Source organism: Hwanghaeella grinnelliae, from assembly GCF_004005845.1.
In the GTDB taxonomy this organism is placed as follows: Bacteria; Pseudomonadota; Alphaproteobacteria; order UBA8366; family Aestuariispiraceae; genus Hwanghaeella; species Hwanghaeella grinnelliae.
In genome coordinates, this window is record NZ_SADE01000004.1 from 719,471 (window position 1) to 744,228 (window position 24,758).

Consider the following 24,758-nt stretch of genomic DNA (forward strand, 5'->3'; position numbering starts at 1 on the left):
GGAAGTCGATCGCCATGGTTGAGACGGCCATCGAGCTTCGGTCGATCAGCAAGTCCTTCGGGCCGGTTCAGGCGAACCGGGAGGTTTCGCTGACCGTTGCCAAGGGATCGATTCACGGGATCATCGGTGAAAACGGTGCCGGCAAGTCGACCCTGATGAGTATCCTCTATGGCTTCTACGAAGCCGATAGCGGCGAGATACTGGTGCGCGGCGCACCGGTTGAAATCCGAAACTCCCACGACGCCATAGAAGCCGGCATCGGCATGGTGCATCAGCATTTCATGCTGATCGATCCTTTCACCGTCCTCGAAAACGTCATGCTCGGCGCGGAATCGGGACCGCTTCTGTCCGAGAGTACGCGGGCGGCGCGCACGGAGCTTGAGCGCCTGGAACGGGAATACGGGTTATACGTGCCATTGGATGAAACCGTTGGCGATCTGCCTGTCGGTCAACAACAGCGCGTGGAAATCCTGAAGGCACTGTATCGCGGGGCCGAGATCCTAATCCTGGACGAGCCCACAGGCGTGCTGACGCCGCAGGAAACCGATCAGCTTTTCGAAATACTGAAAGCCCTGAAGGCACAGGGCGTCACAGTCATTCTGATCACCCACAAATTGCGCGAGATCATGGCCATCACCGATCAGGTCTCGATCATGCGGGGCGGCGAGATGGTCGCCCACCGGGACACCGCCGCCACGAACCGCGAAGAACTGGCCGAATTGATGGTCGGGCGAAAAGTGCGCTTGGACCTCGACAAGACGCCGGTGGCGCCGAAGGATGCTGTGCTTTCCGCGGACCATCTAAGCTATTCGGACGCGAAAGGCATCCAGCGTTTGGCCGACATCAACTTCACCGTTCATGCGGGAGAGATTGTCGGCATCGCGGGCGTGTCCGGGAATGGGCAAAGTGAACTGCTGGAGGTTCTGGCGGGTATTCTGCCGCCCAGCGCGGGCAGTGTTTCTCTGGGACCGATCACGGCGACGCCGGAAAACCCCGGTGACCCTGAACAGCGCCGGTTGAACGGCATTGCCCATGTGCCGGAAGATCGCCACCGTCTAGGTCTGATCGGCAAGTTCAGCGCCGAAGAAACAGCGATCCTGGGGTATCACAACAATCCTGGTTATCTGTCGGGACCGTTGATCGATCGTGCGGCGGTGCGGGCCGATTGCGAAAAGATGATGCGGGACTATGACGTCCGCCCGCCGGACCCGATGCTGCAATCCTCGAAATTTTCCGGCGGGAACCAACAGAAATTGATTCTGGCGCGGGAGATGGAAAAGAACCCCGATATCCTGCTGGTCGGTCAGCCGACGCGCGGGGTCGATATCGGCGCCATCGAATTCATCCACCAGCAGATCGTCGCCATGCGGGATGCGGGCTCGGCGGTGCTGCTGGTCTCTGTCGAACTGGACGAGGTGATGTCCTTGAGTGACCGGATCATCGTGATGTGCGGCGGCAGGATCATCGGTGAGGTGCCGGCGGAAGAGGCGGATGCGCGAATGCTGGGCCTGATGATGACGGGCATCCCAAGGGACCAAGCGCGCAATGCCGATGCCGGTGCGCAGGTCGACGCATGAGCAACGCGCCCCGCATAACTTTGCCGGCCTGGATCGATATCGGCGTCATACCGGTGGTGAATATCCTGATGGCGCTTGTCGCCGCCGGCGCGGTCATCCTGATCATCGGTGAAGACCCAATACAGGCGGTCCAGGTGATGATCCAAGGCGCGGTCGGGTATGACGAAGGCATCGGCTATACGCTCTATTATACGACCAACTTCATCTTTACCGGGCTAGCGGTTTCGATGGCCTTCCATGCCGGCCTGTTCAATATCGGCGGGGAAGGGCAGGCCTATTTCGGCGGGCTTGGGATCGGTCTGGCGGTCCTAGCGCTGGATGGAGGCGCGCCGGGTTTCCTGATCGTACCCATAGCAATAGCGGCCGGGGCGCTGTTCGGGGCGGGATGGGCCTTTATTCCCGCCTATCTGCAGGCCTATCGTGGCAGTCATATCGTCATCACCACGATTATGTTCAACTTCATTGCCGCCGCCTTGATGGTCTATCTGCTGGCGGGCGTGATGCGGGAAAGCGGCAACATGTCACCGGAAACCCGCGAATTCGCGTCCGTGTCCTTTTTGCCCTTCATGCATGAGGTTTTCGCCTGGTTCGGCGTGACGATCACCCGGACGCCCTTGAACCTATCGATCCTATGGGCGCTGCTATGCTGCGTCTTCGTTTATGTCTTCATCTGGCGGACGCGCTGGGGCTATGCCTTGCGCACGGTGGGACAAAGCGAAAGGGCCGCCGTCTATGCCGGCATCTCGCCGCCCCGCATTGTGCTGATGGCGATGTGCCTATCCGGTGCCCTGGCGGGCTTCGTCGGGGTGAACGAGTTGCTGGGCGTTCAGCACCGCCTGCTGCTGAATTTCTCGGCGGGCTACGGCTTTACCGGCATTGCCGTCGCCTTGATGGGCAGGAACCATCCGGTGGGCATCGTCTTGGCCAGTCTGTTGTTCGGCCTGCTCTATCAGGGCGGCGCAGAGCTGGCTTTCGAAATGCCGACCATCACCAAGGAAATGGTCGTGGCGTTGCAGGGGCTGGTCATCCTGTTTTCCGGGGCGCTCGCCTATATGTCCCGGCCCTGGGTGGAACGGCTCTATTTGATGGCGCGCGGCGGTGCTGAGCGGAGGGCCGCGTAATGGACGATACCTTCCTGCTGGTGGTGCGCACCTTGGACGCGACGTTGCGCGTGGCGACGCCGCTGATTTTCTGCGCCATGGCCGGGCTGTATTCCGAACGGTCGGGTATCGTCGATATCGGGCTGGAAGGAAAAATGCTGGCCGGCGCCTTCGCCGCCGCGACGGTCGCCGCGCTGACCGGATCGGCTTGGTTGGCGCTGGGCGCCGCCGTGCTGATCTCTATGTCGCTGGCGCTGCTGCACGGTTTCGCGTGCATCACCCATCGCGGGGATCATGTGGTCAGCGGGGTGGCGATCAATATCCTGGTTGCAGGCCTGACCATCGTTCTAGGCAATGCCTGGTTCCGACAGGGCGGGCAGACTCCGTCGCTGCCGGCCGATGCGCGTTTCATGTCCATGGACTTCCCGGGCGCGGAGGCGATGTCGGAAATCCCGCTGATCGGACAAATTTATGCGGAACTGATCAGCGGCCATAACCTTCTGGTCTATGCGGGGCTGGCGGCGGTGCCGCTGACGGCTTGGGTCGTCTACAAGACGCGTTTCGGTCTGCGCTTGCGGGCGGTTGGCGAAAACCCGGCGGCTGTGGATACGGCAGGGATCTCGGTCGTCTGGCTGCGCTATCGCGCGGTGATGATCTGCGGTGTCCTGACCGGGCTGGCAGGGACGTATCTGGCGATTGCCCAAAACGCCGGTTTCTCGCGCGATATGACGGCGGGCCAAGGATATATCGCGCTCGCGGCCCTGATCTTCGGCAAATGGCGACCGTGGCTGGCCTTCGGTGCCTGTTTGATCTTCGGTCTTCTCGATGCCGTCTCCATCCGGATGCAGGGCGTCGAACTGCCGGGGATCGGGGAGGTGCCGGTTCAGGCGATTCAGGCATTGCCCTATGTCCTGACCGTGGTTCTGCTGGCAGGCTTCATCGGCAAGGCCGTCGCGCCGAAAGCCATCGGCCAACCTTATGTGAAAGAGAGATAGGATGGCGGAGAAATCCAAGGACTTGCCCGATACCGAACTTCTCGCCGCCGCGATTGCCGCGCGGGCGAATGCCTATGTGCCGTATTCCGGCTATCATGTTGGCGCTGCGCTGAGGGGCAAAAACGGTAAGATCTATACCGGCGTGAATGTGGAGAACGCCGCCTATCCGGAAGGTACCTGTGCCGAGGCGGCCGCCATCGCCGCCATGGTGCTGGATGGGGAAAGGGAGATTGCCGAAGTCGCCGTCGCCGGCCCGGAAGGGGCGATCATCACGCCTTGCGGCGGGTGCCGGCAAAAGCTGCGTGAATTCAGCCGCGCTACGGTCGCGGTTCATTCATGCGACCCGACCGGCTGCAAGCAGACCGTGACGATCGGCGATCTGCTGCCACATGCTTTTTCGCCGGAGCATCTGTCGTGATCCTGGATCGTGCGAAAAAAGCGGCGGACGCAATTCGGCAAGGCGCGGGGCTGACACCGAAGGTGGGTGTCATCCTGGGGTCGGGCTTGGGACCTTTCGCCGACGATGTGACCGATCCCGTTTCGGTTTCCTATGCGGATATTCCAGGTTTCCCGGAATTGACCGTCGCGGGTCATACGGGCCGTTTAGTGATGGGGTCGGTGTCCGGCGTATCGGTGGCGGTATTGCAGGGCCGGAAGCATTATTACGAGGCAGGCGATGCGCGGGCCATGAACCTGCCGGTCGCGACATTGCGGGAACTGGGATGCGATACCCTGCTGACCAGCAATGCGTCCGGCGGAATTTTGGATGGTGTGGAGCCGGGCGATCTTGCCGTCATCGCGGATCATATCAACTGGGTCGGGGCCAGTCCGCTGACCGGGGAAGAGGGGATCGACGATCCTTTCATCGATATGGTCGATGCCTATGACCCCGACCTGCGCAAAATGCTGGCGAAGGCCGGAGCCAAATGCGGATTGGCGCTGCGGGAGGCGGTCTATACATTCCTAGCCGGGCCGCAATTCGAGACCCCGGCGGAAATCCGCGTCGTGCAGCGCATGGGTGGGGATTTGGTCGGCATGTCGACGGTTCCGGAAGTGATCCTGGCCCGTTATCTGGGCATGCGTGTGGCGGCCCTGTCGGTCGTGACGAACCGGGCGGCGGGATTGGGCGATACGGCATTGAGCCATGCGCAGACGCAGGCCAATGCGAAACAAGCCGAAAAGGCAATGCGTGCGCTGGTCGCCGAGTTTTTGGCGATCCTGCGGGAGGAAACGGTTTGAGTGATGCCCTTATGCAGACGGCGGCGCGTGCGCTCGCGCTGTTGGACCTGACCAGCTTGAATGACGGGGACGACGCGGCGGCCATCGACGCGCTGTGCGCCCGTGCCTTGACGCCGCATGGTCCGGTTGCGGCGGTGTGCGTCTGGCCCCGCTTTGTCGCCCGGGCCGTTGCTGCCCTGAAGGAAACCGGGATACGCGTGGCCGCGGTTGCGAACTTCCCCGACGGCGGTGCCGATATCGAAGCGGCGGTCGCGGATACCGCGGCGATCCTGGAGGCGGGCGGAGACGAGGTCGATGTGGTCTTTCCCTATCGCAGCCTGATGGCGGGCGATGAAGCTATCGGCGCGGAACTTGTCGAGGGTTGCAAGCTCGTCTGTGGCGAAAAGGCACGCCTGAAAGTCATCATTGAAAGCGGTGTGTTGAAAGCCCCTGAACTGATCCGTCAGGCGTCGGAAATCGCGTTGAATGCCGGTGCCGATTTCATCAAGACCTCGACCGGAAAAGTCCCGGTAAACGCGACGCCTGAAGCGGCGGAAATCATGCTGACGGTTCTGAAGGAACACGGCCAAGGCGGGTTCAAGGCGGCCGGCGGCATTCGCGATACGGCGGCGGCTGGGGCGTATCTGGCCATCGCCGACCGCATCATGGGTCCGGGTTGGGCGGGGCCGGAAACCTTCCGCTTCGGCGCCAGCGGCGTTATGAACGATTTATTGGCCGTTCTGGACGGCACGGGCAATGCGGGCGGCGCGGTCGCTTCAGGGGGGTACTGACCCGTGCTGGCACAGGAAATCATTCGAAAGAAGCGCGACAACCGTCCCCTCTCGGGGGAGGAGATCGATTTCATGGTCAAGGGACTGACCGATGGATCTATTTCCGAGGGTCAGATCGCGGCTTTCGCCATGTCGGTGTTCTTCAACGGCATGTCGATGGACGAATGCGTGGCGCTGACCCGCGGCATGGTCAATTCCGGTGAGGTCATCGACTGGAAGGATCTGGATCTGGGCGGTCCGGTCCTCGACAAACATTCCACCGGCGGCGTCGGCGACAAGGTCAGCTTGATGCTGGCGCCGATCGTCGCGGCTTGTGGTGGGTTCGTGCCGATGATTTCCGGCCGGGGGCTCGGCCATACAGGCGGCACGCTGGACAAGCTTGAATCCATTCCAGGGTATCGGACCGCGCCGGACATCACCCAATTTCGCGACGTGGTGAAGACCGCCGGTTGCGCGATCATCGGGCAGACGGCGGAACTCGCCCCGGCGGACAAGCGGTTCTACGGCATCCGCGATGTGACCGGGACAGTCGAATCCGTGCCGCTGATCACCGCCTCCATCCTGTCCAAGAAATTGGCCGGCGGTCTCGATGCCTTGGTGATGGACGTTAAAACCGGGACAGGGGCCTTCGCGCAGGACTATTTCATGGCCCGTGAGCTGGCCCAAAGTATCGTCATGGTCGCCAATGGGGCGGGGATGCCGACCACCGCCCTGATCACGGATATGAACCAGGTACTGGGCCGGAATGTCGGCAATGCGGTCGAAGTCGCCGAAGCGGTCGATTATCTGACCAATGCAACCCGCGACGCGCGGTTGCATCAAGTGGTGATGGCGCTTGCGGGCGACATGCTGCATTTGGGCCGGTTGGCGGCCAGTCCCGAAGAGGGCCGCGAAAAGGCGGTCCGCGCGCTCGAAAACGGGGATGCCGCCGAGCGTTTCTCACGCATGGTCGTGGCGCTGGGCGGACCGTCCGACTTCGTGGAGCGGAAGGACGATTATCTGAAACCCGCCCCGGTGCGGAAGCCATGCTATCCTAGCCGTGCCGGCCGCGTCGCCGGGGTCGATGCACGGGCTGTGGGCGTTTCCGTCATCGAACTGGGCGGGGGCCGGGCCCTGGCCAGCGACGATGTGGACCACCGGGTCGGCTTGAAGCAGGTGGCCTCGATCGGCGATGAGGTCGGCCCGGACAATCCGATTGCCGTGATTCATGCCCGCGACGAAGCCGCGGCGGACGCGGCGGCGGCGGTCGTGACCAAGGCGATCAAGATCGGCGAGCCCGGCGAACCGGGGCCTGTGGTGTTCGAACGGGTCGATTGATCCGAAGACGGTTCCAAGAACGGAAATTGGCGCAAAGATAATGGCGCGAGCAATCATACTGGTGATGGATTCATTCGGGATCGGCGCGGCGCCGGATGCCGAGGCGTTTGGCGATTCTGGGGCGGATACCCTGGGCCATATCGCGGCCAACCGTGAACAAGCCGGAAACCCGCTATCGTTGCCCCTGCTGACCCAATTAGGGTTGGGTGAAGCCGCGCGGCTGGCGACCGGGACGGTCCCGGCGGGGCTTGATGCTGTCGGGCCGGTGACAGGCGCCTATGGCGCCGCGGCGGAAACGAGCCATGGCAAAGACACGCCCAGCGGTCATTGGGAAATCGCCGGCCTGCCGGTCGATTTCGATTGGGGGTTCTTCCCGCGAACCGAACCGTGTTTCCCGGCGGAAGACATCGTGGAATTGATGCGGCGGGCCGAACTGCCTGGCATTTTGGGCAACAAGCACGCTTCGGGCACAGAGATCATCAAGGAGTTGGGTGAGGAACATCTACGGACGGGCAAGCCGATCTGCTATACCTCCGCCGATTCCGTTTTTCAGATTGCCGCGCATGAAGAGCATTTCGGGTTGGAACGGCTCTACCGGGTCTGCGAAATCGCGAAAGAGATCTTCGATCGCCTGAATATCGGGCGGGTCATCGCACGGCCCTTCATCGGCGAGGATGCGGAAAGCTTCAAGCGCACGGGCAACCGGCGCGACTACACCACATTGCCCCATGCGCCGACCTTGTTGGATATGGTCGAAGCCGCTGGCGGCCAGGTTTTCTCCGTCGGCAAAATCGCCGATATTTTCGCCCATCAAGGCATCACGAAAAAGCTGAAGGCCGACGGAAACGGCGCGCTGTTCGACGCGACATTGCAGGCGATGGACATGGCTGGGGACGGCGACTTGATCTTCAGCAACTTCGTCGATTTCGACATGCATTACGGCCATCGCCGCGATGTGGAAGGTTATGCTGCGGCATTGGAAGAATTCGATGCCTCCTTGCCGCGATTGATCGAACGCCTGCGCCCGGACGATCTGGTCCTGATCACCGCGGACCATGGCTGCGACCCGACATTCAAAGGCACGGACCATACGCGCGAATTCGTGCCGGTCCTGTTCTTCGGGCCCAAGGTGACGGCCGCTAGCCTGGGCCGCCGTGCCAGTTTTGCAGATATGGGGCAGACCATTGCCCGGCATCTCGGCATCGGTCCCTTGAATGCCGGTGGCGACTGCTTCGCGCGTGCCCGGGCAGCGTGAGACTGCAATGTCTGTCGACCGCTTCACAATGACGGAAGAAGGCGTCACCCAGGCCATGCGGGCGGCCTATGACCGGGACGGCTTCCTGGTTGTGGAGGGGTTTGCATCGCCTGAGGAATGCGGCGCCTTGTCCGCCCGTATAGACAGTCTGATCGACGCTTGGGAGGCGCCTGAAAACCCGACAGTCTTTGGCGCGCATGCCGCGGACCGCTACTTTCTCGACTCCGGCGATCAGATCCGATTCTTTTTCGAGGCCGATGCTGTCGACGAAGCCGGGCGGCCGAACCGACCCGTTCCGACCGCCCTGAACAAGATCGGCCATGCGCTGCATGATCTGGACCCGGTTTTCGACGGTTTCTTCCGCTCGGACCGTTTCCGGACGCTGTCCCAAGGACTGGACCTGCACGATCCCCGGCTGCTGCAATCCATGGTGATCTTCAAACAACCCGGTATCGGCGCGCCGGTCGGCATGCACCAGGACGCGACCTTCCTGCGCACGGACCCGCCCAGCGTGACCGGTTTCTGGATCGCGCTGGAAGATGCCAGCTTGGACAATGGCTGTCTGCTCGCCGTGCCGGGCGGACATCGGGGGCCGCTGCGGAAACGGTTCGGGCGCGGGGAAGGGGATGTTCTGGAGACACGGATCTTGGCGGAGGATGGCGGCTTTGGCGGGAAACCGGTGCCGCTTGAAGTGCCTGCCGGAACCTTGATCGTTCTGCACGGCTTTCTGCCGCATGCCAGCGGACCGAACAGATCACCGCGATCGCGTCGGGCTGTGACCCTGCATACGATTGACGGTGCGTTGCCTTACCCGGAAGACAACTGGCTTCAGCGCCGGGCCGGCATGAAGTTGCGTGGTTTTTAACAAGGACTTCTCTGATGATCACGGAAATCGGTTTCGACGCCGACGACACTCTTTGGCACTGCGAAAACCACTTTTTCGAAACCCAGGCGCGACTTGAGGCGATCCTGGAACATCATGCCCCGCGGGAGGAAGTGGAGGCCAAGCTGCATGACACCGAATTGGCCAATGTCCGCCTGTTCGGTTACGGCATCAAAGGGTTCACCCTTTCGATGATAGAGACGGCGGTACAGATTTCGCGCGGCAAAATCACCGGGGACGAGGTGCATGAGATCTTGATGATGGGAAAGGCCATGCTCGATGCGCCCGTGGAGTTGATGCCGAATGTCCGGACCGTTCTCGCCTCCTTGCAAGACAAGTACAGGCTGAGCCTGATCACGAAGGGCGATGTGCTCGACCAGACCAACAAGATCGACAAATCCGGGCTGGGTGACTTCTTCGACCGGATCGAGGTCGTGCAGCAAAAGGAAGTCGACAATTACCGGGATGTTTTGACCCGTCACGGCATCGATGCGGAACACTTCCTGATGATTGGCAATTCAATACCGTCCGACGTGCTGCCGGTGCTGGAATTGGGGGGCTGGGGTGTACATGTTCCGTATCGGCATACGGCCGTCTTCGAACGGCATGTGGACGACCCGCCGCATGAGCGCTTCCGCCGTCTGGAAAGCCTGTCGGAATTACCCGCGTTGCTCACAAAAATCGAGCAGGAAGGGGCGGCGGATCGCTAAGACCCGCCGGCCGTCAAAGCGCCGATACCAAGCAGCGCCAAGATGCGCGCCCTGCGGCTGGATTGGTCCTGTTCGACCTCTTCCTCGGTCGGGCTGAAATTGGATTCGTCGGTATCGTTGGCGATGTCCTCGCCCGGTTCCGCCGCCCGCAACAACTCCGCCAGGGTCATGCCCATGCGGTCCTGCATCGCCTCGGTCATGCCGGTGCGGACCTTCGCGAAACGGTGCGTCCATGCCTTGCGCAATTGCCGTGGCGGGATGCCCGCTTCCAGGCCAAGCCCCAGATGATTGAACAGGTCGTACAGTGTGACCTCGGTCAAATCGCGAACCAACAGCCATTCGCCCTTGTAGCCGCGCGCTATATAGCGGTTCTTTTCAAGTCGTTCGGCGACATCGGCCAGCGCGTCGGGTCCGATCCCCGCCGCCCGCAGAAGACGGTATTGCCGCAGACCGCCGCCATTGACCTGTTCCTGTTTAAGCGCGCTGAGGACTGCCAGCGCATAGACCAGACGGTCGAGCGGGGCTAGACCGGTCTTGCGCACGCGCCGCGTTCCACCGCGCCATTCGGGCAGGGCCGCGGTCATTTCCGCCGAGGCCAGCAAGACCATCCAACTCAAATACATCCACAGCAGGAAAATTGGGATCGTCGCCAAGGCGCCATAGATTGTTTGATAGGTCGGGAAATGCGCCACGTAGAGACCGAAACCGCGTTTCAGCAACTCGAACAGGAAGGAGGCGACAAGCCCGCCGATGGCCGCGTCGGTGCGCCGGACCGGGGTGTTCGGCAGAATCACGAACAGCGCCGTGAATCCGAAAGCCTGAAGGATAAAGGGCAGGGCGAAGGTCAGCCGTGTCAGCGGGCCGGTAAAGGCCTCGACGCCGGATTCCTGGGCATAGGCGAACAGCACGCTGCTGATAGACATGCTGGCCCCGAACAGGACGGGTGCGATGGTGATGACGGCCCAGTTCACCAGCATGCGGGACACGATGTTGCGGCGCCGTCGGGCGCGCCAGATATAGTCCATCGTATTGCTGATGGACACCAACAGCATGACCGAGGTGAAAACCAGGAACAGGATGCCGACGGCGGTCAACTCACCGGTCTGTTTGGTGAATTCGGAAAGGTGGCCCTGGATGCTCGACCCCACCTGGGGCACGAAGTTTTCGAAGACGAATGACTGAACCTTGTCTTTCAGGCGGCTATAGGCCGGAAAGGCGGCGAAAATCGCGAAACTGACGGCCAGCAGCGGCACCGTCGCCAGAAGCGAGGTGAAGGTCAGCGAAGCCGCCCTTTGCTGGCAATGGTCCTGATGAAACCGGCTGAAAACGTAATAGAGGAAGCGGAAAAACGTCATGATCGGCTGCCCGAGCGAAGCCGCATTTCCCGCTTGCTTGTTGGATGGTTGATTGGGCGGTTTCTTAGCCGTCTTCTGGGCCGATTGTTGACCCGTCTTGGCGCCGTTTCCCGGATTCGATCGCGAATCGTTCACTGTAGCTTTGTCCCCTCTTTAAGGGGTTAGAATACCGCGATCCGCCCTAATTCCCAATAATTTAGGGGAATGCGGGTATTCGCGGGTGCATTTGTGACCCCGACCGGGGCAAAAGCGGGGCGCGGGATTGGCGCATCCTGATACATGGTATAAACCAATCGCCAAGGTGCTTTGACCGGTTCCGGTCTTCCAACGCGCCGATAAAATAGTCGACAGTTGTGGGTGAGAGGGTACGGGGATGAGCGAAAACGCGCCTCTGATGCAGGGTAAAAAAGGTCTGGTAATGGGCGTCGCGAACGATCGTTCCATCGCCTGGGGCATTGCCAAGGCCGCCGCGGATCACGGCGCGACACTGGGCTTCACCTATCAGGGTGACGCGCTGGAAAAACGCGTCAGGCCGCTCGCCGAATCGGTGAACGCCCCGCTGGTCCTGTCCTGCGACGTCACCAATGCGGATAGCATGGACGCGGTCTTCGCCGAGGTCGAAAAGACCTGGGGCAAGTTGGACTTCCTGGTCCACGCCATTGCCTTTTCCGATAAGGATGAGTTGAAGGGCCAGTATCTGGACACCAGCCGCGACAATTTCCTGCGGACCATGGATATTTCCTGCTATTCGCTGACCGCGCTGACGCAACGTGCCGCGCCGCTGATGAACGATGGCGGGTCGATCGTGACGCTGACCTATTACGGTGCCGAACGCGTCATGCCGCACTACAATGTCATGGGGGTCGCCAAGGCGGCGCTTGAGGCCAGCGTTCGGTACTTGGCCGTCGATCTCGGCAACCGGGGCATCCGCGTCAACGCAATTTCCGCCGGGCCGATCAAGACCCTGGCCGCCAGCGGCATCGGCGATTTCCGCTATATCCTGAAATGGAACGAATTGAACTCGCCGCTGAAGCGCAACGTCACCATCGACGAGGTCGGCGGCGCAGGCCTGTATCTGTTGAGCGACCTGGGTTCCGGCGTCACCGGTGAAGTCCATCACGTGGATTGCGGCTATCACACGGTCGGCATGGTCGCGGTCGATGCGGCCGACGAGGTCTCGGAACTATTGGCCAGCCTGAACGGCAACAAGGGCTAGGGTTTTCCGACCTTAGTCGGATGCGGCACCAGCCCGCTCCCCCTCCCAGCCGCCCATAGCGTACGATCCCGTGGGCGGCTGAGAGGGGGAGAGGGCCGGAACCGCCCTAATAAGAAGGACTTTTCCATGTCTGGGAACGGGTTCGGACACTTGTTCCGCTTCACGACCTGGGGCGAAAGCCACGGGCCCGCCATCGGCTGCGTGGTCGACGGCGTCCCCCCGATGATTCCGATCAGCGAGGCGGATATCCAGATCTGGCTCGACCGCCGCAAGCCCGGCCAGTCGAAATACGTCACCCAGCGCAAGGAACCGGACGAGGTGGAAATCCTGTCCGGCGTCTTCGACGGGGTGACGACCGGCACGCCGATCAGCCTGATGATCCGGAACCAGGATCAGCGCTCCAAGGATTATGGCGAGATCAAGGACAAGTTCCGTCCCGGCCACGCGGACTATACCTATTGGAAAAAATACGGCATCCGCGACTATCGCGGCGGCGGGCGGTCCTCGGCGCGGGAAACCGCCAGCCGGGTCGCCGCCGGCGCGGTCGCGCGAAAGGTTTTGTCCCATCTGCTGGGCAACGCGGCCAGCGTGCGCGGCGCCCTGGTTCAGGTCGGCCCCTATAAGGTCAGCCGGGACAATTGGGATTGGTCGGAAACCGAACGGAATCCTTTCTGGTGCCCTGACGCGAAGACGGCCGAACAATGGGCCGAGTATCTGGACGGCATCCGCAAGGCCGGCTCCTCCATCGGCGCGGTGGTCGAGGTCGTGGCCGACGGCATCCCCGCCGGCCTCGGCGCGCCGATCTACGACAAGGTCGATGCGGACCTCGCCAAGGCGATGATGAGCATCAATGCGGTCAAGGCGGTGGAAATCGGCGCGGGCTTCGAAGCCGCCCTGCTGTCGGGTGAGGAAAATGCCGACGAAATGCGGACCGGCGCCGATGGCGAACCGGAATTCCTCAGCAATAAGGCCGGCGGCGTGCTGGGTGGGATCACGTCGGGCCAGCCGGTGGTCTGCCGTTTCGCGGTGAAACCGACCAGCTCGATCCTCACCCCGCGCCAGACGGTCGACAAGGACATGACCGAAACCGAAATCCTCACCAAGGGCCGTCACGACCCCTGCGTCGGCATCCGCGCCGTCCCCGTCGGCGAAGCCATGATGGCCATCGTGCTCGCCGATCACCTGCTACGGCATCGCGGGCAGGTCGGCGTTTAGGTCGTCGATCTAATCGACACTTCGGTCCGGTTCGCCTTCTTCGCGCGCCACGGACATCGTCGATCCCTTCTTGATCGTGACTTCCCGCTGCGGGAAGGGGATGGTGATGCCGTGTTCGTGGAAGCGGTCCCAAAGGGCGAGGTAGATGTCGCTCTTCACATTGACGATCCCGGCTTGCGGGTCGTTGATCCAGATCCGCAATTCGAAATCGACCGAACTGTCGCCGAATCCCATCAACCGGCAGACCGGTTTCGGATCCCTCATCACGCGTTCGACCGAGAGCGCCGCGTCGATCGCCAATTCCATCGCCTTGCGCGGGTCGGAGTCGTAGGAAATGCCGAATTGCAACGGCAGGCGCAGCAGCTTGTTGGAATAGGACCAGTTGATCACCTGATGGGTGATCAGATCTTCGTTCGGGATCAGCAATTCCCGCCCGTCGCGCGTGGTCAGCGCGACATAGCGCGCGCTGAGCTTGTCGACCCAGCCGAAGGTGTCGCTGATTTCGATGACGTCGCCCGGCTTGATCGACCGGTCCATCAGCAGGATGAAACCCGAAATCAGGTTCGAGATGACCTTCTGCAGCCCGAAACCGACACCCACGCCGATGGCGCCGGTGAAAACGGCGAAGGCGGTTAAATCGACGCCCATATAGTTGAGGGTCAGTAGGAAGACAGAGGCGATCAGCGCGACCTTGATCGCTTTTTCCGACAGTACTTTTATCGACGGTGTCAGTGTTTGGGACCGGTTCAGGCCGTAGGCAACGAACCGACCCGCGACGCCGGCCAGCCACAGCAGCACGACGAACAGCAACATTGCCTCGATTACGCTCATGACCGTGATGCGACGGCTGCCGAGCGGTATGGCAAGGCCTTCCAGGAAGGTTTCCAGCGGGGCGAGCAGACCTAGGATGTTCAGGGTCGCGACGCCCCAGGCGACAATACTGACGACCCGGGCGATCTCACGGTTTTCGAGGACCGACGTCGCCAAGCGGATGACCAGCCAGGCGGATAGCAGGCTGAGGACGATGGTCAGGATGTGGTGCGGGTAGCCGGTGCTTGCCGCGATGGCGATGCACAGCTGCATCAACAGCCAATAGGTCGCCGGAAAGGCCAACGCGGGCAGATGCGTCACCGCCAGATGCAGCCGGCGTTCCCAACGCACCGTTTTGCCGGCGAGCCTTCCAAGCAAGCGGTTGACCGGGCGCGATATGGGCCAGGACATTATCGCCGCCGCCACAATGGCGCCCAGCTGGGCCAGACTGGTCCAGGTCAGAACCTCCACCAGGAACCAATGTTCCAGGCGAACCTGAAGGTTTTCCACCCAAATCGGATCAAGCCAAGGCAGGAACTGTTCCAAGCCGGTGCCTCCTGACGTTGCGGCGGTCGGGCTTTTCCCGCGCCAGGGTCACAGCCTGCACCACGGACCATGCCGGCTGCAAATTTCTCGTCATTGTGTCAGCCGGTCTTCGGCGCCAAACCTGTATAGGCCGGATCTATCTCATGCGCCGAACAGGCGGGCGAGGCGTATTCGGCGGGTTCATCTTCCATCGCGATCAACAGCTTCTTCAGCGCGCCGCGGTCGGCCTTTCCGGTGCGGCCGGTGGGCAGGGTGTCGCCGATCAGGTAGCCGTCCGGGCGTTTCGGGCCGGGCAGAAGGGTGCGGGCGAATGCCTTGACCTCGTCCTGGTCCAGCGCCGTGCCGGGCTTGGGAACCAGCATGACCTGAAGGGACTCGCCCAGCAATTCGTGCGGCAGGCCGGTGGCCAGGGCGGCGGCGACGCCGGGATGGGTCATCAGCACGCGTTCCACTTCCAGCGGGGAAATCTTGTTGCCGGCGCGGTTGATCAATTCCTTGGCGCGGCCGATCAGTTCCACCGATCCATCGGGGTGGATGGTCGCCAGGTCGCCGGTTTTGAAAAAACCGTCATCTGTAAAGGCGGCGGCGGTCAGGTCCGGTGCATCGAGATAGCCCAGCATCCGGCAGGGCGTGTCGATCAGTAATTCGCCGCTGGCGGGATCGGTTTTCACCGTTATCCCGTCGCCGGGATGTCCGACCGTGTGGGCCCGCGCCACGAAATCCGCCGGCGGCAGGATCAAGTCGCAGGATCCGGTCTCGCTCAACCCGAACATGTCCCAGAAACGCGAGTCGGGCCACAGGGCGGATATCCGCTCCGCCAAGGGGGGCGGGGTGACTTCGCCGCCCAGCATCACGGTTCCGTCGAACCGTGCGCCCGTATCCTCCAGCACCGGCATCAGCATCCGCAGCATCGTGGGCACCATGCCGATATGCGTAGCCTTCGCCTCTTCCAGCGTCTGTAGAAACCCTTCCGGCGTGAAACGGTCCACCAAGTGAACCGTACCGCCCTGCGCCAGCGTCAGGAAGGTTACCCATTGCCCGAAGATGAAGGTCAGGTTCAGCGGCATCACGGCCGTGTCACCCGGTTTGACCGCAAGCAGCGCCTGCAATTGGTCAAGCTTCCGGCAATAGGGCGCATGGCCCAGCACAACGCCCTTGGGCTGGCCCGTGGTGCCGGAGGTGAAGCAAATCACGGCGGCATCTTTCAGCAGCGGGCGTTCCGGCGGCTCTTGGTCCAAGGCCGCGATGGCCCCGGCCTGAAACGGCGCGGGGGCGGGTAGGTCGGGCCGCATGGTCACCGCGAAACGGCTGCCGGCCCGTTCGGCGATATCCAGCGTGTCGGCTTCCAGCGAGGATCGATGGATCGGCACGACGACACCGCCCGCCTTCCAGATGCCTAAGAACCCGGCAATGTCCTCGGGCCGATTTGAGACCGCCAACAGGACCGGTTCGTTTCTTTGCAACCGATGTCCACGCAGGTCTTCGGCAACCTCGTCCGCCAAGCTGTCCAGGGCGGCGAAGGAGAGGCTCTCTTCCCCAGCCCTCAAGGCGGTTGCGTCTGGCGACGCGGCGCAGGCGCGCTCCAACAGGTCACGCAGGGTCATTTCATCCCGTCCTGATCATCTGCCCTCACGATAGAGCAGGTCTCGATCTGGACAAGTCCGCATATGCCATGATCCGGGAACAGGTGTTTGACGGCGACATCGACCGCTCCTAGAAACATTGAAGCTATTCGTGCCGGCCGGTTCCCGGAGCTAGAAACAGACAATTTTGACCACACTGAACGAACCGACAGGAAGTGGGAGGAAACCATGATCAAACTCAACCGCCGTAAGGCCATTGCTCTGATGGGCGGGGCCGCCGCCGCCAGTTCCCTGGCCGCCCCCGCCATCGCGTCCAACCGCAAGATCAAGGTCGGGGCACTGCGCTTCACCAGTCATTCCGGCAGTTTCGTCGCGGTGGAACGCGGCTATTTCGCCGATGCGGGCCTGGATGTTGAACTTCAGTTCTTCCAGGCGGCCCAGCCGATGGCGGTCGCCATCGCGTCCGGCGATGTGGACTATGCCGTGACGGCAATTTCCGGCGGCCTGATCTCGCTTGCGCAGAAAGGGGCCATCAAGGTCATCGGCGGCGCGTTGACGGAAGAAAAAGGCATCGACGGTCAGCAGATCCTGGTTTCCGACGCGGCCTTCAAGGCAGGCATCACCACCCCGGCGAAGTTGGACGGCAAAAGTTACGGCATCACCCAAACGGGGTCTTCTTTCCACTATGTGGGATCGCAGATCGCCGCGCAGGAAGGCATTTCGCTGACCTACAAGCCGCTGCAGAAGGTGGGCGCCGTCATCGGGGCGTTGAAGTCCGGACAGATCGATGCTTGGAACATCGTGCCGCATATCGCAAAGCCGCTGTCGAAATCCGGCGCGGTCCACATCATCGGGGCGGTTTCGGACTATCTGCCGAACTATCAGACGACGACGGTCTTCACCTCGGCCAAGAACGCGGCGGATGAACGGGAGATGACGGAAAGCTTCCTGGCCGGTTTCTCGAAAGGCGTCGACGATTACACCGCCGCCATGATCGACAAGACCGGTGGCGAGGACGGTGTCAATCAGATGGTCGATCTTATCCACAAATACGTCTACACCGACCGCCCGCGCGAAAAGGCCGCGCCGTCGATCATCAACGGCACCATGCGCCTCAACAAGAACGCGGCGCTGAATCTGGCTTCCGTCGAACATCAGCTGAATTGGTTCAAGTCCGAGGGTTTGGTCGACAGCTCAATCGGCATCGACGATTTAGTTGATACGTCCTACGTCGAAATCATTTCCTGATATTGGGAAAGAACGGGGCGGCACCTGCATTTCAGCCGCCCCGCTCTATTCTTCAGCGAGCATCATGCAAATCAAATTGGACAGTATCAGCCATTCCTATGGCGATTTTGAGGTGATGCGCGACATCACCCTTGAAATTCCGAATGGCAAGATCGTGTGCATCGTGGGCCCGTCCGGGTGTGGGAAGTCGACGCTGTTGCGCTTCATCGGCGGTTTGGAACAACCCTCCCAGGGGCAGGTCCTGCAAGTCGGGGAACCGCCGGAAGGGTGCCTCAACCCGCTCACCTACATTTTTCAGGATTTCGCCTTGCTGCCCTGGCGCACGGTCGACGGCAATGTCTCCCTGGTGCTTGAGGATCACGGCATCAAGGGCAAGGCGGCGAAGGCGATCATCGACGATGTTCTGGCGCGGACCAACCTGACCGATTTCGCAAAGGCGCTGCCGAAACAGTTGTCCGGCGGCATGAAGCAGCGCGTCGCCATTGCGCGCGCAATGGCCGTGAACCCGGCGGTTCTGTTGATGGACGAACCGCTCTCCGCGCTCGACAGCCAGACGCGGGAACTGCTGATGGACGACCTTGTCGGGCTTTGGGAACGCACGCCGTTCACGGCGGTCTATGTGACCCACAACCTGCATGAAGCCGTGCGTCTTGGGCATTCCATCGTTGTGCTGTCGCGCCGCCCCGGACAAATCCGCGACATCGTCGAAATTGATAAACCCTTGTCCGACCGGCAATTCGGCGATGCCGACCTGGATCTGCACCAGAAACACCTGTGGAACCTGATGCGCGAAGAGGCGCGCGCGGCGGATGCGGAGTTGATCAATGCCTGACGGGAATGACGCATCCGGCCCCTGGCCGGACAAGCCGCAGGACAAGAAACCGGACGCTCAGGCGAAACCGGTCCGCATGCGCGGCGGTGGTTTTGCGCCGATGCCGCGCCGATGGGTCGGTTTCGCGGTCTTCGCGGTCCTGATCGGGCTGGCGGAATGGGGGACGCGGGCAGGGTGGATCTCTCCGCTGACCCTGCCAAAACCGTCGGACGTGTTGGCGACCTTCGGTGAACTCTACGACTCGGGCCTGCTCTTCAAACATCTGGCGCCGTCTTTGTCGCGCCTTGCGGTGGGCGCCGTGCTGGGCGTCAGCGCCGGGATCGGCATCGGTATTCTGATTGGGTTGTTTTCCTATATCCGCGCCGGCCTTGTCCCGCTCGTCGCGGCGATCTTCCCGATACCGAAGATTGCCCTGCTGCCGCTTTTCGTGATTTGGTTCGGGATCGACGAGGCTTCGAAATACGCACTGATCGCCTTCGGCACGTTCACGCCGACCGTGGTGGCGACCTATGGCGCGGTGGATAATGTGGATCGAACCCTGATCCGGATGGGGCAGAGCTTCGACCTTTCCTGGTTCTCCATCGTCCGCAAAATCGTATTGCCAGGCGCGATGCCAGGCATCCTGTCCGGCCTGCGCGTCAGCCTCGCCATTGCCATCATCCTGTTGGTCGCGGCGGAAATGCTCGGCGCGGAATACGGCATCGGCGCCTATATCCTGCAGGCGGGCTCTCTCTATGACTTGGAACGCCTGTTCGCGGGCGTGGTTATACTCTCGCTCCTCGGCGTCATCGTCAGCACGGCGATCAGCGCGATCGAGCGGCATTTGCTGGGGTGGCGCACATGACCGGACAATATGACAGCAGCTATGACGTCATTGTCGCCGGGGGCGGTTCCGCCGGTGTCGCGGCGGCGGTCGCCAGCGCGCGGACGGGGGCCAGGACGCTGCTGATCGAACGGTATGGTTGCCTGGGCGGGGCCGCCACCATGCGCAATGTGGTGACCTATTGCGGTCTCTACACATTGGGCGATCCGCCGCGCCGGGCGGTGCGCGGGATTGCCGACGAGGTAACCCATGCCCTGAAGAAACGGGGGGCGATCACCGATCCGATCCGGCACCGCGGCGTCTATGTGGTCTTCGAACCGGAAGCCGTGAAGCTCACACTCGACGAACTGGCCGGGGAGGCCGGCGTGGATGTCATGCTGGGCGCTTTTGTTACTGCGGCCGACAGAGAGGACGGGGCGATCACATCGGTGACCGTCGCGGGGCATGACGGGTATTCCAAATTCAAGGCGGAAGCCTTTGTCGATTGTACCGGGGACGGAGACTTGGCGGCTTTCGGCGGGGCGTCGACGCGCTACGGCAATGGCGCGGATGTGAATCTGGGCACGTTGGGCACGCGGTTCGGCGGTATTCCGCGCGACCTTCAGGTCACGGCGCTGGATGTCGCCAAGGCGGTCGCGGATAAAGGTTTCGCCCCTGGTGAGGTGACCAAGGACCGCAGTGTCGTCGCGCGCCTGCCGGTTTCAGGGGATATGGTGATCTATGTGGTCTCGGCCGATTACGATCCGCGCGATGCCCGGTCCATGTCGGCGGCGGAGGCTTATGGGCGGCGGCAAGCCTGGGCCTATCTTGAAGCCGTGCGGACCATTCCCGGATGCGAAGGAGCCTATCTGGTTGCGACCGGCCCGGAATTCGGAACCCGCGAGTCCCGACACTTGAACTGCCGTGGCCAACTCACCTGGGCGGATGTTCAGGCCGGGCGCGGCTTCGACGATACAATCGCATTGGGCGCCTGGGGCGCGGAATGGCATGATCGGGGCAACTATGCGAGCAGCTTCGATTTCGCACCTGACAAGTCGACCTATGAAATCCCGCTCAGCTGTCTGCATAGCGTGGACACGGCGAACCTTTTCTGCGCCGGCCGCCTTGCCGATGGCGATCGTTTGGGCGGGGCCGCGATCCGGGTGATGGGAACGGCGATGGCGACGGGGCAGGCGGCCGGGATCGCCGCTGCATTGACGGCGGATGGATCATTCGACCCGGCGGAAGTGCGGTCCAGGTTGCGCAAAGAGGGGGCGGTGCTGGATGGCAAGGACGCGGTCGCCTGAACTGTAACTATCGCCGGTATGCCGTCACTGGTGAATTGACGGTGGCAGGGTAAACCCGCCATGGAGCCCGCCAGCCAGGACGGCTAAGCTGGTGGCGTAATCGTCAACACCCGCATCGCGAGGTCCCAGCCGTGAGCTATCAGACCATTTTGTTCGAACGCGAAGGCCCGGTGGCCGTCGTCACATTGAACCGTCCCGAACGCGCCAATGCGATGAACCGCACCATGCTGGAGGAATTGCTGGACGTCTGCGATACGGTCGAAGGGATGAGCGATATTCGTGCCCTCGTCCTGACCGGCGCGGGGGCGGCGTTCTGTTCCGGATTCGACCTGAAAGACCAGGCGGCCAATCGGCCGGATGGGGTCGAGCAATGGCGCGACGCCCTGCAAATAGACTATGACGCGGTGATGCGTTTCTGGCACCTCCCGATCCCGACCGTGGCCGCCGTGCGTGGCCCGGCGCTCGCCGGCGGGTTTGAATTGTCCATGGCATGTGACATGACGGTCGCCGCCGAAGGGTCGGTCTTCGGGGAACCGGAACTGCGGTTTGGGGCCGGAATCGTGGTGATGCTGCTGCCCTGGCTTGCCGGCCCGAAGGCAGCGAAGGAGATCATCCTGCTCGGCCGGGACGATATATCCGTCGAAAGCGCCTTCGACCTGGGCCTCGTTAATCGCATCGTGGCGCCCGGAGACGATCTGTCGGAAGCGATGGATATTGCTAAGCGCTTGGCCGTGATCGATCCCATGCTGGTCAAGCAGACCAAGCGGGCCATCAATGCCTCCTTCACAATCATGGGGATGGATCAGGCGCTTCAGAACGCGCTGGACATCGACGTTCAGATCGAAGGGCAGGGATCGCCCGACAAGACGGAATTCCTCCGCCTGTTGCGCGAGGATGGGATGAAGGCAGCCCTTGCCTGGCGCGACGCACGGTTCGGCGACAACGGCTAAAGGGGCATCCCCCTGCTCAGTACCCGGCGCGTCATCGTGGCGACCCAGTCCACGAACAGCTGGGTCGGATAGGAAGACACGGAAGCCTTATGCCGCAATAGCCAAACGTCCCGCACGAGAATCCGGTCTTCTACCTTTCTGACCGTTGCGTCGCCAAGGCATAGGGCATCGGGCAGAACCGCAAAACCGGCGCCGGCGGCGACCATCGCCTTGGTAGAGACGGGATCGTTGCAGCGGGCGGCGATATCCGCCCCGGGATGTCGGTCGGCCAGCCAGGCGGCTTCCGGGACATGGGCGAATTTTTCGGGATAGGCGATCCATCGCGACTGATCCGCGCCATCGGCGGCCCCAAAAACGCTATAGGGCATTTCGCCCAGTTTGCGGGTCAGGACATTGTCCTCGTCCGATGTGGTCGCCCCTAGACGGATCGCGACGTCGGCTTCCCAGTCGCCGATGGCGACATTCGCCCGGTCCACGGAAATATCGACTTGAATGCCGGGATAGTCCTTCAGGAAAACCGGAAGATTTGGACCAAGGACGGTGTGAGAGAATGTTGGCGGGACGCTGACGCGGACCGTGCCTGCCGGTTCCTCGGTCATGGCGCGGGCTGCGTGTTCCAAGCCCTTGGCGGCTTCTTCCATCGTTTGGGCATAGGCCAAAAGGCGTCGGCCGGCCGGGGTTAGGGCGAGGGTTCCGCGCGATCTTATGAAAACGGTGACGCCCAAATCCCGCTCCATCAATGAAATCCGCCGGCTGACTGTCGTCGGGTCCATGCGCAGCATCTCGCCCAGCACGGCGAGGGAGGAAGCCTCTTCAGCGGCCAGAAGGATCGGGACATCCGCCCATTTCAGTCTGTCGGTCATATCGTTACCTGCATTTTTGCAGCGAAAGACAGCATAACACGGCATTGCTATTCGCTTCGCCGGTTTTTAGGAGAATGGGAACCGCGTATCAATCACAAGGCTTTGGGCACGTCATGGGAATCGATATCGACCTGCTGTTTTCACTGGCGGTTTTCGCTCTGGTCACCTCGATCACACCGGGGCCGAACAATTTGATGGTTATGGCTTCCGGCGCCGCCTTTGGGGTTCGACGGACAGTGCCGCATGTTGCGGGTATCGCGATTGGGTTCGCCACGATGATTGGGGGCGCGGTCTTCGGCCTCGGCGCCTTGCTGGAAGCGTTTCCCTGGGCGCTGGATGTGGTGCGCTATGTGGGCGCTGCCTGGATGTTCTGGCTCGCCTGGCAGTTTCTCTCGCCGCTCTTCTCCCCGCCGCCTGCGTCGGAAGAAGAAGGAACCGTCGATGCGAAGGCGCGGCCCTTTAGACTTTATGAGGCCGCCTTGTTTCAATGGATCAATCCGAAAGCCTGGGCGATGGCAGTCGCGACCGCCGGCGCCTATGCAGGGATCACCGACGATACGATTCCGAGGACGCTTGCCATGTGTGCGGTGTTCACCCTGGTCGGGCCAGCCAGTAATTTCGTCTGGGTCATCGGCGGCCAGACCATCCGCCGGCTTTTATCGCCGGCGAATGGCGGGCGTATGTTCAGCGGTTTGATGGGCGTGCTCGTCGCCGTCAGTGCGGGTCTGATCCTGTTCGCCTAAGGTGCGGGACGTCTAGCTGAAAGCGGGACGGCCGATCGGGGGCAGGTCATGTTCAAGCGCGGCGCCAATGCGCAGCACCATGGCTTCGTCATGGCCACGGCCGACGACCTGCATGCTGGTCGGCAATCCCTGCGGGTCGAGCGAAATCGGCAAGGTCATGCCGCACATTTCCAGGAAGTTGAACGGACGGGAGAAGTAACCCGGCGTGGTCGTCTGGTCGGCGTCTTCGACCGGGCAGGCGACGTCCGGGGTGCCCGGCGTCAGCAGGGCGTCGAAGCCTTTCATCGCATGCGCGAACCGCGCTTTCATATCCTTGCGCTTTTCAAGACTGCGGACATATTCCCAAGCTGGCAGTGACTTGCCGCCCATCATGCGCGCCCGGACATCTTCGTCCATCGGGGCGGCCGGGTCGTCGTAATAGGCGCCGTGGTTCTGATAGCCCTCGACGGCGATGATCATCCCGTTCATGGCCGCCAGATCGCCATAGCCGAAGGGGGCGTCGAAGACCTTGATCTCCGCGCCCAAGGCTTTCAGGCGTTCAGCCGCCATGTCATAGGCTTCCAGCATGTCAGACGTGCAGACGGCGCGCTCAGCGGCATTCATCACGCCCAGCGTCAGGCCCTTTACGCCCTTGTCCAATTGACCGTACAGCCCGTCCGATTTCGCCGCGTCCTGTTCCATGGCCCAGCCTTCGCGGCCCAGCATGACTTCGTACAAAATGACGGCGTCGCGCACGGTCTGGACGATCGGGCCTGGCGTGTCGAGGGTCTGCGACAGGGGCATGATGCCGTCCAGCGGCAGTTGTTCGGCGGTGACCTTCAACCCGACAAGGCCGCAAAAGGCCGCCGGGACACGCACCGACCCACCGGTGTCGCTGCCGATGGCGCCTGCGGCGAGGCGGCTGGCGACCGCCGCCGCGGACCCGGATGACGACCCGCCCGGCACCCGGTGTGTATCCATGTCCCAGGGGTTGTAGGGTGTACCCATCAACTGATTGGTGCCCCAACCGCCGAAGGCGCATTCGACTGTTTTGGTCTTGCCGAGAACAATGCCGCCCGCACCGAGCAGACGTTTGACCATCGTGCCGGTTCCGGGGGAAACGCGGTCAGCCATCGCCTTCGACCCAAAGGTCGTGACCGTGCCTTCCACATCGAAGATGTCCTTCAGACCGAAGGGAATGCCGTGGAACGGACCGATCACACTGCCGGCTGCAAAGGCCTTGTCGGCCGCTTCAGCGGCCTGCATGGCCTTTTCCGCCCAGATCGCTTGATAGGCGCCGACAGCAGGGTCGTGTTTCGCGATACGGTCCAGGTAGCGGCGTGTCGCCTCACTGGGGCGAAGCGACCCGGCCCGATAGGCCATGGCAATACCGGCGATCGTGTCCAGTGGTGATAGTGGTTTAACCTGTGGCATTCGATCCCCCCGGTGTTTCTTTTTAGGTT

At 62.1% G+C, this 24,758-nt stretch carries 23 protein-coding genes; 18 read left to right on the forward strand and 5 right to left on the reverse strand.

The annotated features are described in order from the left end of the window. Positions 1 to 14 precede the first annotated feature (14 nt). The 10 genes from EOI86_RS24120 to EOI86_RS24165 are packed head-to-tail and all read left to right on the forward strand — an operon-like array spanning position 15 to position 9,846. On the forward strand, positions 15 to 1,577 hold the full coding sequence (locus EOI86_RS24120; protein ID WP_127768230.1) for an ABC transporter ATP-binding protein: 1,563 nt from the start codon (positions 15 to 17) through the stop codon (positions 1,575 to 1,577). Next, complete coding sequence (locus EOI86_RS24125; RefSeq protein ID WP_127768231.1) at positions 1,574 to 2,698, forward strand: ABC transporter permease; 1,125 nt, start codon at positions 1,574 to 1,576, stop codon at positions 2,696 to 2,698. The genes EOI86_RS24120 and EOI86_RS24125 overlap by 4 nt, the downstream gene beginning before the upstream one ends. Then, a complete protein-coding gene (locus EOI86_RS24130; RefSeq protein ID WP_127768232.1) occupies positions 2,698 to 3,672 on the forward strand; it encodes an ABC transporter permease in 975 nt (324 codons plus the stop codon). The genes EOI86_RS24125 and EOI86_RS24130 overlap by 1 nt, the downstream gene beginning before the upstream one ends. A 1-nt stretch (position 3,673) precedes the next feature. Beyond that, positions 3,674 to 4,090, forward strand: a complete 417-nt coding sequence (locus EOI86_RS24135; protein WP_127768233.1) for a cytidine deaminase — start codon at positions 3,674 to 3,676, stop codon at positions 4,088 to 4,090. After that, entirely contained in the window at positions 4,087 to 4,911 is an 825-nt protein-coding gene (locus tag EOI86_RS24140; RefSeq protein ID WP_240035797.1) for a purine-nucleoside phosphorylase, read from the forward strand. The genes EOI86_RS24135 and EOI86_RS24140 overlap by 4 nt, the downstream gene beginning before the upstream one ends. After that, on the forward strand, positions 4,908 to 5,681 hold the full coding sequence (gene deoC / locus EOI86_RS24145; RefSeq protein WP_205032309.1) for a deoxyribose-phosphate aldolase: 774 nt from the start codon (positions 4,908 to 4,910) through the stop codon (positions 5,679 to 5,681). The genes EOI86_RS24140 and deoC overlap by 4 nt, the downstream gene beginning before the upstream one ends. A 3-nt stretch (positions 5,682 to 5,684) precedes the next feature. Then, complete coding sequence (deoA, locus tag EOI86_RS24150) at positions 5,685 to 6,998, forward strand: thymidine phosphorylase (RefSeq protein WP_127768235.1); 1,314 nt, start codon at positions 5,685 to 5,687, stop codon at positions 6,996 to 6,998. A 40-nt stretch (positions 6,999 to 7,038) separates the two neighbouring features. Next, a complete protein-coding gene (locus EOI86_RS24155) occupies positions 7,039 to 8,253 on the forward strand; it encodes a phosphopentomutase (RefSeq protein WP_127768236.1) in 1,215 nt (404 codons plus the stop codon). Between the two features lie 7 nt (positions 8,254 to 8,260). Beyond that, positions 8,261 to 9,118 (forward strand): phytanoyl-CoA dioxygenase family protein, encoded by an 858-nt coding sequence (locus EOI86_RS24160; protein ID WP_127768237.1) that lies wholly within the window; start codon positions 8,261 to 8,263, stop codon positions 9,116 to 9,118. A 14-nt stretch (positions 9,119 to 9,132) separates the two neighbouring features. Further along, positions 9,133 to 9,846, forward strand: coding sequence for an HAD family hydrolase (locus EOI86_RS24165; protein WP_127768238.1), 714 nt, complete (start codon positions 9,133 to 9,135; stop codon positions 9,844 to 9,846). On the opposite strand, the gene EOI86_RS24170 is transcribed toward EOI86_RS24165, so the two are convergent. Next, positions 9,843 to 11,201, reverse strand: a complete 1,359-nt coding sequence (locus EOI86_RS24170) for a YihY family inner membrane protein (RefSeq protein ID WP_127768239.1) — start codon at positions 11,199 to 11,201, stop codon at positions 9,843 to 9,845. The genes EOI86_RS24165 and EOI86_RS24170 overlap by 4 nt on opposite strands. Positions 11,202 to 11,574: 373 nt before the next feature. Between EOI86_RS24170 and fabI the strand changes: the two genes are divergently transcribed. Then, positions 11,575 to 12,417, forward strand: coding sequence for an enoyl-ACP reductase FabI (gene fabI, locus EOI86_RS24175; protein ID WP_127768240.1), 843 nt, complete (start codon positions 11,575 to 11,577; stop codon positions 12,415 to 12,417). A 126-nt stretch (positions 12,418 to 12,543) separates the two neighbouring features. After that, a complete protein-coding gene (aroC, locus tag EOI86_RS24180; protein ID WP_127768241.1) occupies positions 12,544 to 13,632 on the forward strand; it encodes a chorismate synthase in 1,089 nt (362 codons plus the stop codon). Positions 13,633 to 13,641: 9 nt separating this feature from the next. Here the strand turns inward: aroC and EOI86_RS24185 are convergent, their stop codons facing one another. Further along, complete coding sequence (locus EOI86_RS24185) at positions 13,642 to 14,988, reverse strand: mechanosensitive ion channel family protein (RefSeq protein ID WP_127768242.1); 1,347 nt, start codon at positions 14,986 to 14,988, stop codon at positions 13,642 to 13,644. A 98-nt stretch (positions 14,989 to 15,086) separates the two neighbouring features. Next, positions 15,087 to 16,592 carry a class I adenylate-forming enzyme family protein gene (locus EOI86_RS24190; protein ID WP_127768243.1) on the reverse strand — a complete coding sequence of 502 codons (1,506 nt, stop codon included), beginning with the start codon at positions 16,590 to 16,592 and terminating at the stop codon, positions 15,087 to 15,089. A gap of 207 nt (positions 16,593 to 16,799) precedes the next feature. Here EOI86_RS24190 and EOI86_RS24195 point away from each other — a divergent pair, with 207 nt between their 5' ends. The 5 genes from EOI86_RS24195 to EOI86_RS24215 all read left to right on the forward strand — a co-directional run bounded on the left by EOI86_RS24195 (position 16,800) and on the right by EOI86_RS24215 (position 21,710). Further along, a complete protein-coding gene (locus tag EOI86_RS24195) occupies positions 16,800 to 17,819 on the forward strand; it encodes an ABC transporter substrate-binding protein (protein ID WP_127768244.1) in 1,020 nt (339 codons plus the stop codon). A gap of 64 nt (positions 17,820 to 17,883) precedes the next feature. Then, the gene (locus tag EOI86_RS24200) at positions 17,884 to 18,651 is read left to right on the forward strand and encodes an ABC transporter ATP-binding protein (RefSeq protein WP_127768245.1); all 768 of its coding nucleotides are present in this window, start codon (positions 17,884 to 17,886) and stop codon (positions 18,649 to 18,651) included. Continuing rightward, positions 18,644 to 19,495, forward strand: coding sequence for an ABC transporter permease (locus EOI86_RS24205; protein WP_127768246.1), 852 nt, complete (start codon positions 18,644 to 18,646; stop codon positions 19,493 to 19,495). The genes EOI86_RS24200 and EOI86_RS24205 overlap by 8 nt, the downstream gene beginning before the upstream one ends. Then, the gene (locus tag EOI86_RS24210) at positions 19,492 to 20,760 is read left to right on the forward strand and encodes an FAD-dependent oxidoreductase (protein WP_127768247.1); all 1,269 of its coding nucleotides are present in this window, start codon (positions 19,492 to 19,494) and stop codon (positions 20,758 to 20,760) included. The genes EOI86_RS24205 and EOI86_RS24210 overlap by 4 nt, the downstream gene beginning before the upstream one ends. Before the next feature lie 131 nt (positions 20,761 to 20,891). Further along, positions 20,892 to 21,710, forward strand: coding sequence for an enoyl-CoA hydratase/isomerase family protein (locus tag EOI86_RS24215; protein WP_127768248.1), 819 nt, complete (start codon positions 20,892 to 20,894; stop codon positions 21,708 to 21,710). Here the strand turns inward: EOI86_RS24215 and EOI86_RS24220 are convergent. Further along, on the reverse strand, positions 21,707 to 22,573 hold the full coding sequence (locus tag EOI86_RS24220; protein ID WP_161974028.1) for a LysR family transcriptional regulator: 867 nt from the start codon (positions 22,571 to 22,573) through the stop codon (positions 21,707 to 21,709). The two genes, EOI86_RS24215 and EOI86_RS24220, sit on opposite strands and share 4 nt — an antisense overlap. 113 nt (positions 22,574 to 22,686) lie before the next feature. Here EOI86_RS24220 and EOI86_RS24225 point away from each other — a divergent pair, with 113 nt between their 5' ends. Then, entirely contained in the window at positions 22,687 to 23,316 is a 630-nt protein-coding gene (locus EOI86_RS24225; protein ID WP_161974031.1) for a LysE family translocator, read from the forward strand. 12 nt (positions 23,317 to 23,328) lie between these two features. Here the strand turns inward: EOI86_RS24225 and EOI86_RS24230 are convergent, their stop codons facing one another. Next, positions 23,329 to 24,729: an amidase gene (locus EOI86_RS24230; protein ID WP_205032310.1), complete on the reverse strand. Its 1,401-nt coding sequence runs from the start codon at positions 24,727 to 24,729 to the stop codon at positions 23,329 to 23,331. Between the last annotated feature and the right edge of the window lie 29 nt (positions 24,730 to 24,758).

Bases quoted from the DNA above. Each gene is read 5' to 3' on its own strand.
- EOI86_RS24120 (WP_127768230.1), top strand. From the start codon at position 15: ATGGTTGAGACGGCCATCGAGCTTCGGTCGATCAGCAAGTCCTTCGGG.
- EOI86_RS24125 (WP_127768231.1), top strand. From the start codon at position 1,574: ATGAGCAACGCGCCCCGCATAACTTTGCCGGCCTGGATCGATATCGGC.
- EOI86_RS24130 (WP_127768232.1), top strand. From the start codon at position 2,698: ATGGACGATACCTTCCTGCTGGTGGTGCGCACCTTGGACGCGACGTTG.
- EOI86_RS24135 (WP_127768233.1), top strand. From the start codon at position 3,674: ATGGCGGAGAAATCCAAGGACTTGCCCGATACCGAACTTCTCGCCGCC.
- EOI86_RS24155 (WP_127768236.1), top strand. From the start codon at position 7,039: ATGGCGCGAGCAATCATACTGGTGATGGATTCATTCGGGATCGGCGCG.
- EOI86_RS24160 (WP_127768237.1), top strand. From the start codon at position 8,261: ATGTCTGTCGACCGCTTCACAATGACGGAAGAAGGCGTCACCCAGGCC.
- EOI86_RS24165 (WP_127768238.1), top strand. From the start codon at position 9,133: ATGATCACGGAAATCGGTTTCGACGCCGACGACACTCTTTGGCACTGC.
- EOI86_RS24170 (WP_127768239.1), bottom strand. From the start codon at position 11,201: ATGACGTTTTTCCGCTTCCTCTATTACGTTTTCAGCCGGTTTCATCAG.
- fabI (WP_127768240.1), top strand. From the start codon at position 11,575: ATGAGCGAAAACGCGCCTCTGATGCAGGGTAAAAAAGGTCTGGTAATG.
- aroC (WP_127768241.1), top strand. From the start codon at position 12,544: ATGTCTGGGAACGGGTTCGGACACTTGTTCCGCTTCACGACCTGGGGC.
- EOI86_RS24190 (WP_127768243.1), bottom strand. From the start codon at position 16,592: ATGACCCTGCGTGACCTGTTGGAGCGCGCCTGCGCCGCGTCGCCAGAC.
- EOI86_RS24195 (WP_127768244.1), top strand. From the start codon at position 16,800: ATGATCAAACTCAACCGCCGTAAGGCCATTGCTCTGATGGGCGGGGCC.
- EOI86_RS24200 (WP_127768245.1), top strand. From the start codon at position 17,884: ATGCAAATCAAATTGGACAGTATCAGCCATTCCTATGGCGATTTTGAG.
- EOI86_RS24205 (WP_127768246.1), top strand. From the start codon at position 18,644: ATGCCTGACGGGAATGACGCATCCGGCCCCTGGCCGGACAAGCCGCAG.
- EOI86_RS24210 (WP_127768247.1), top strand. From the start codon at position 19,492: ATGACCGGACAATATGACAGCAGCTATGACGTCATTGTCGCCGGGGGC.
- EOI86_RS24220 (WP_161974028.1), bottom strand. From the start codon at position 22,573: ATGACCGACAGACTGAAATGGGCGGATGTCCCGATCCTTCTGGCCGCT.
- EOI86_RS24225 (WP_161974031.1), top strand. From the start codon at position 22,687: ATGGGAATCGATATCGACCTGCTGTTTTCACTGGCGGTTTTCGCTCTG.
- EOI86_RS24230 (WP_205032310.1), bottom strand. From the start codon at position 24,729: ATGCCACAGGTTAAACCACTATCACCACTGGACACGATCGCCGGTATT.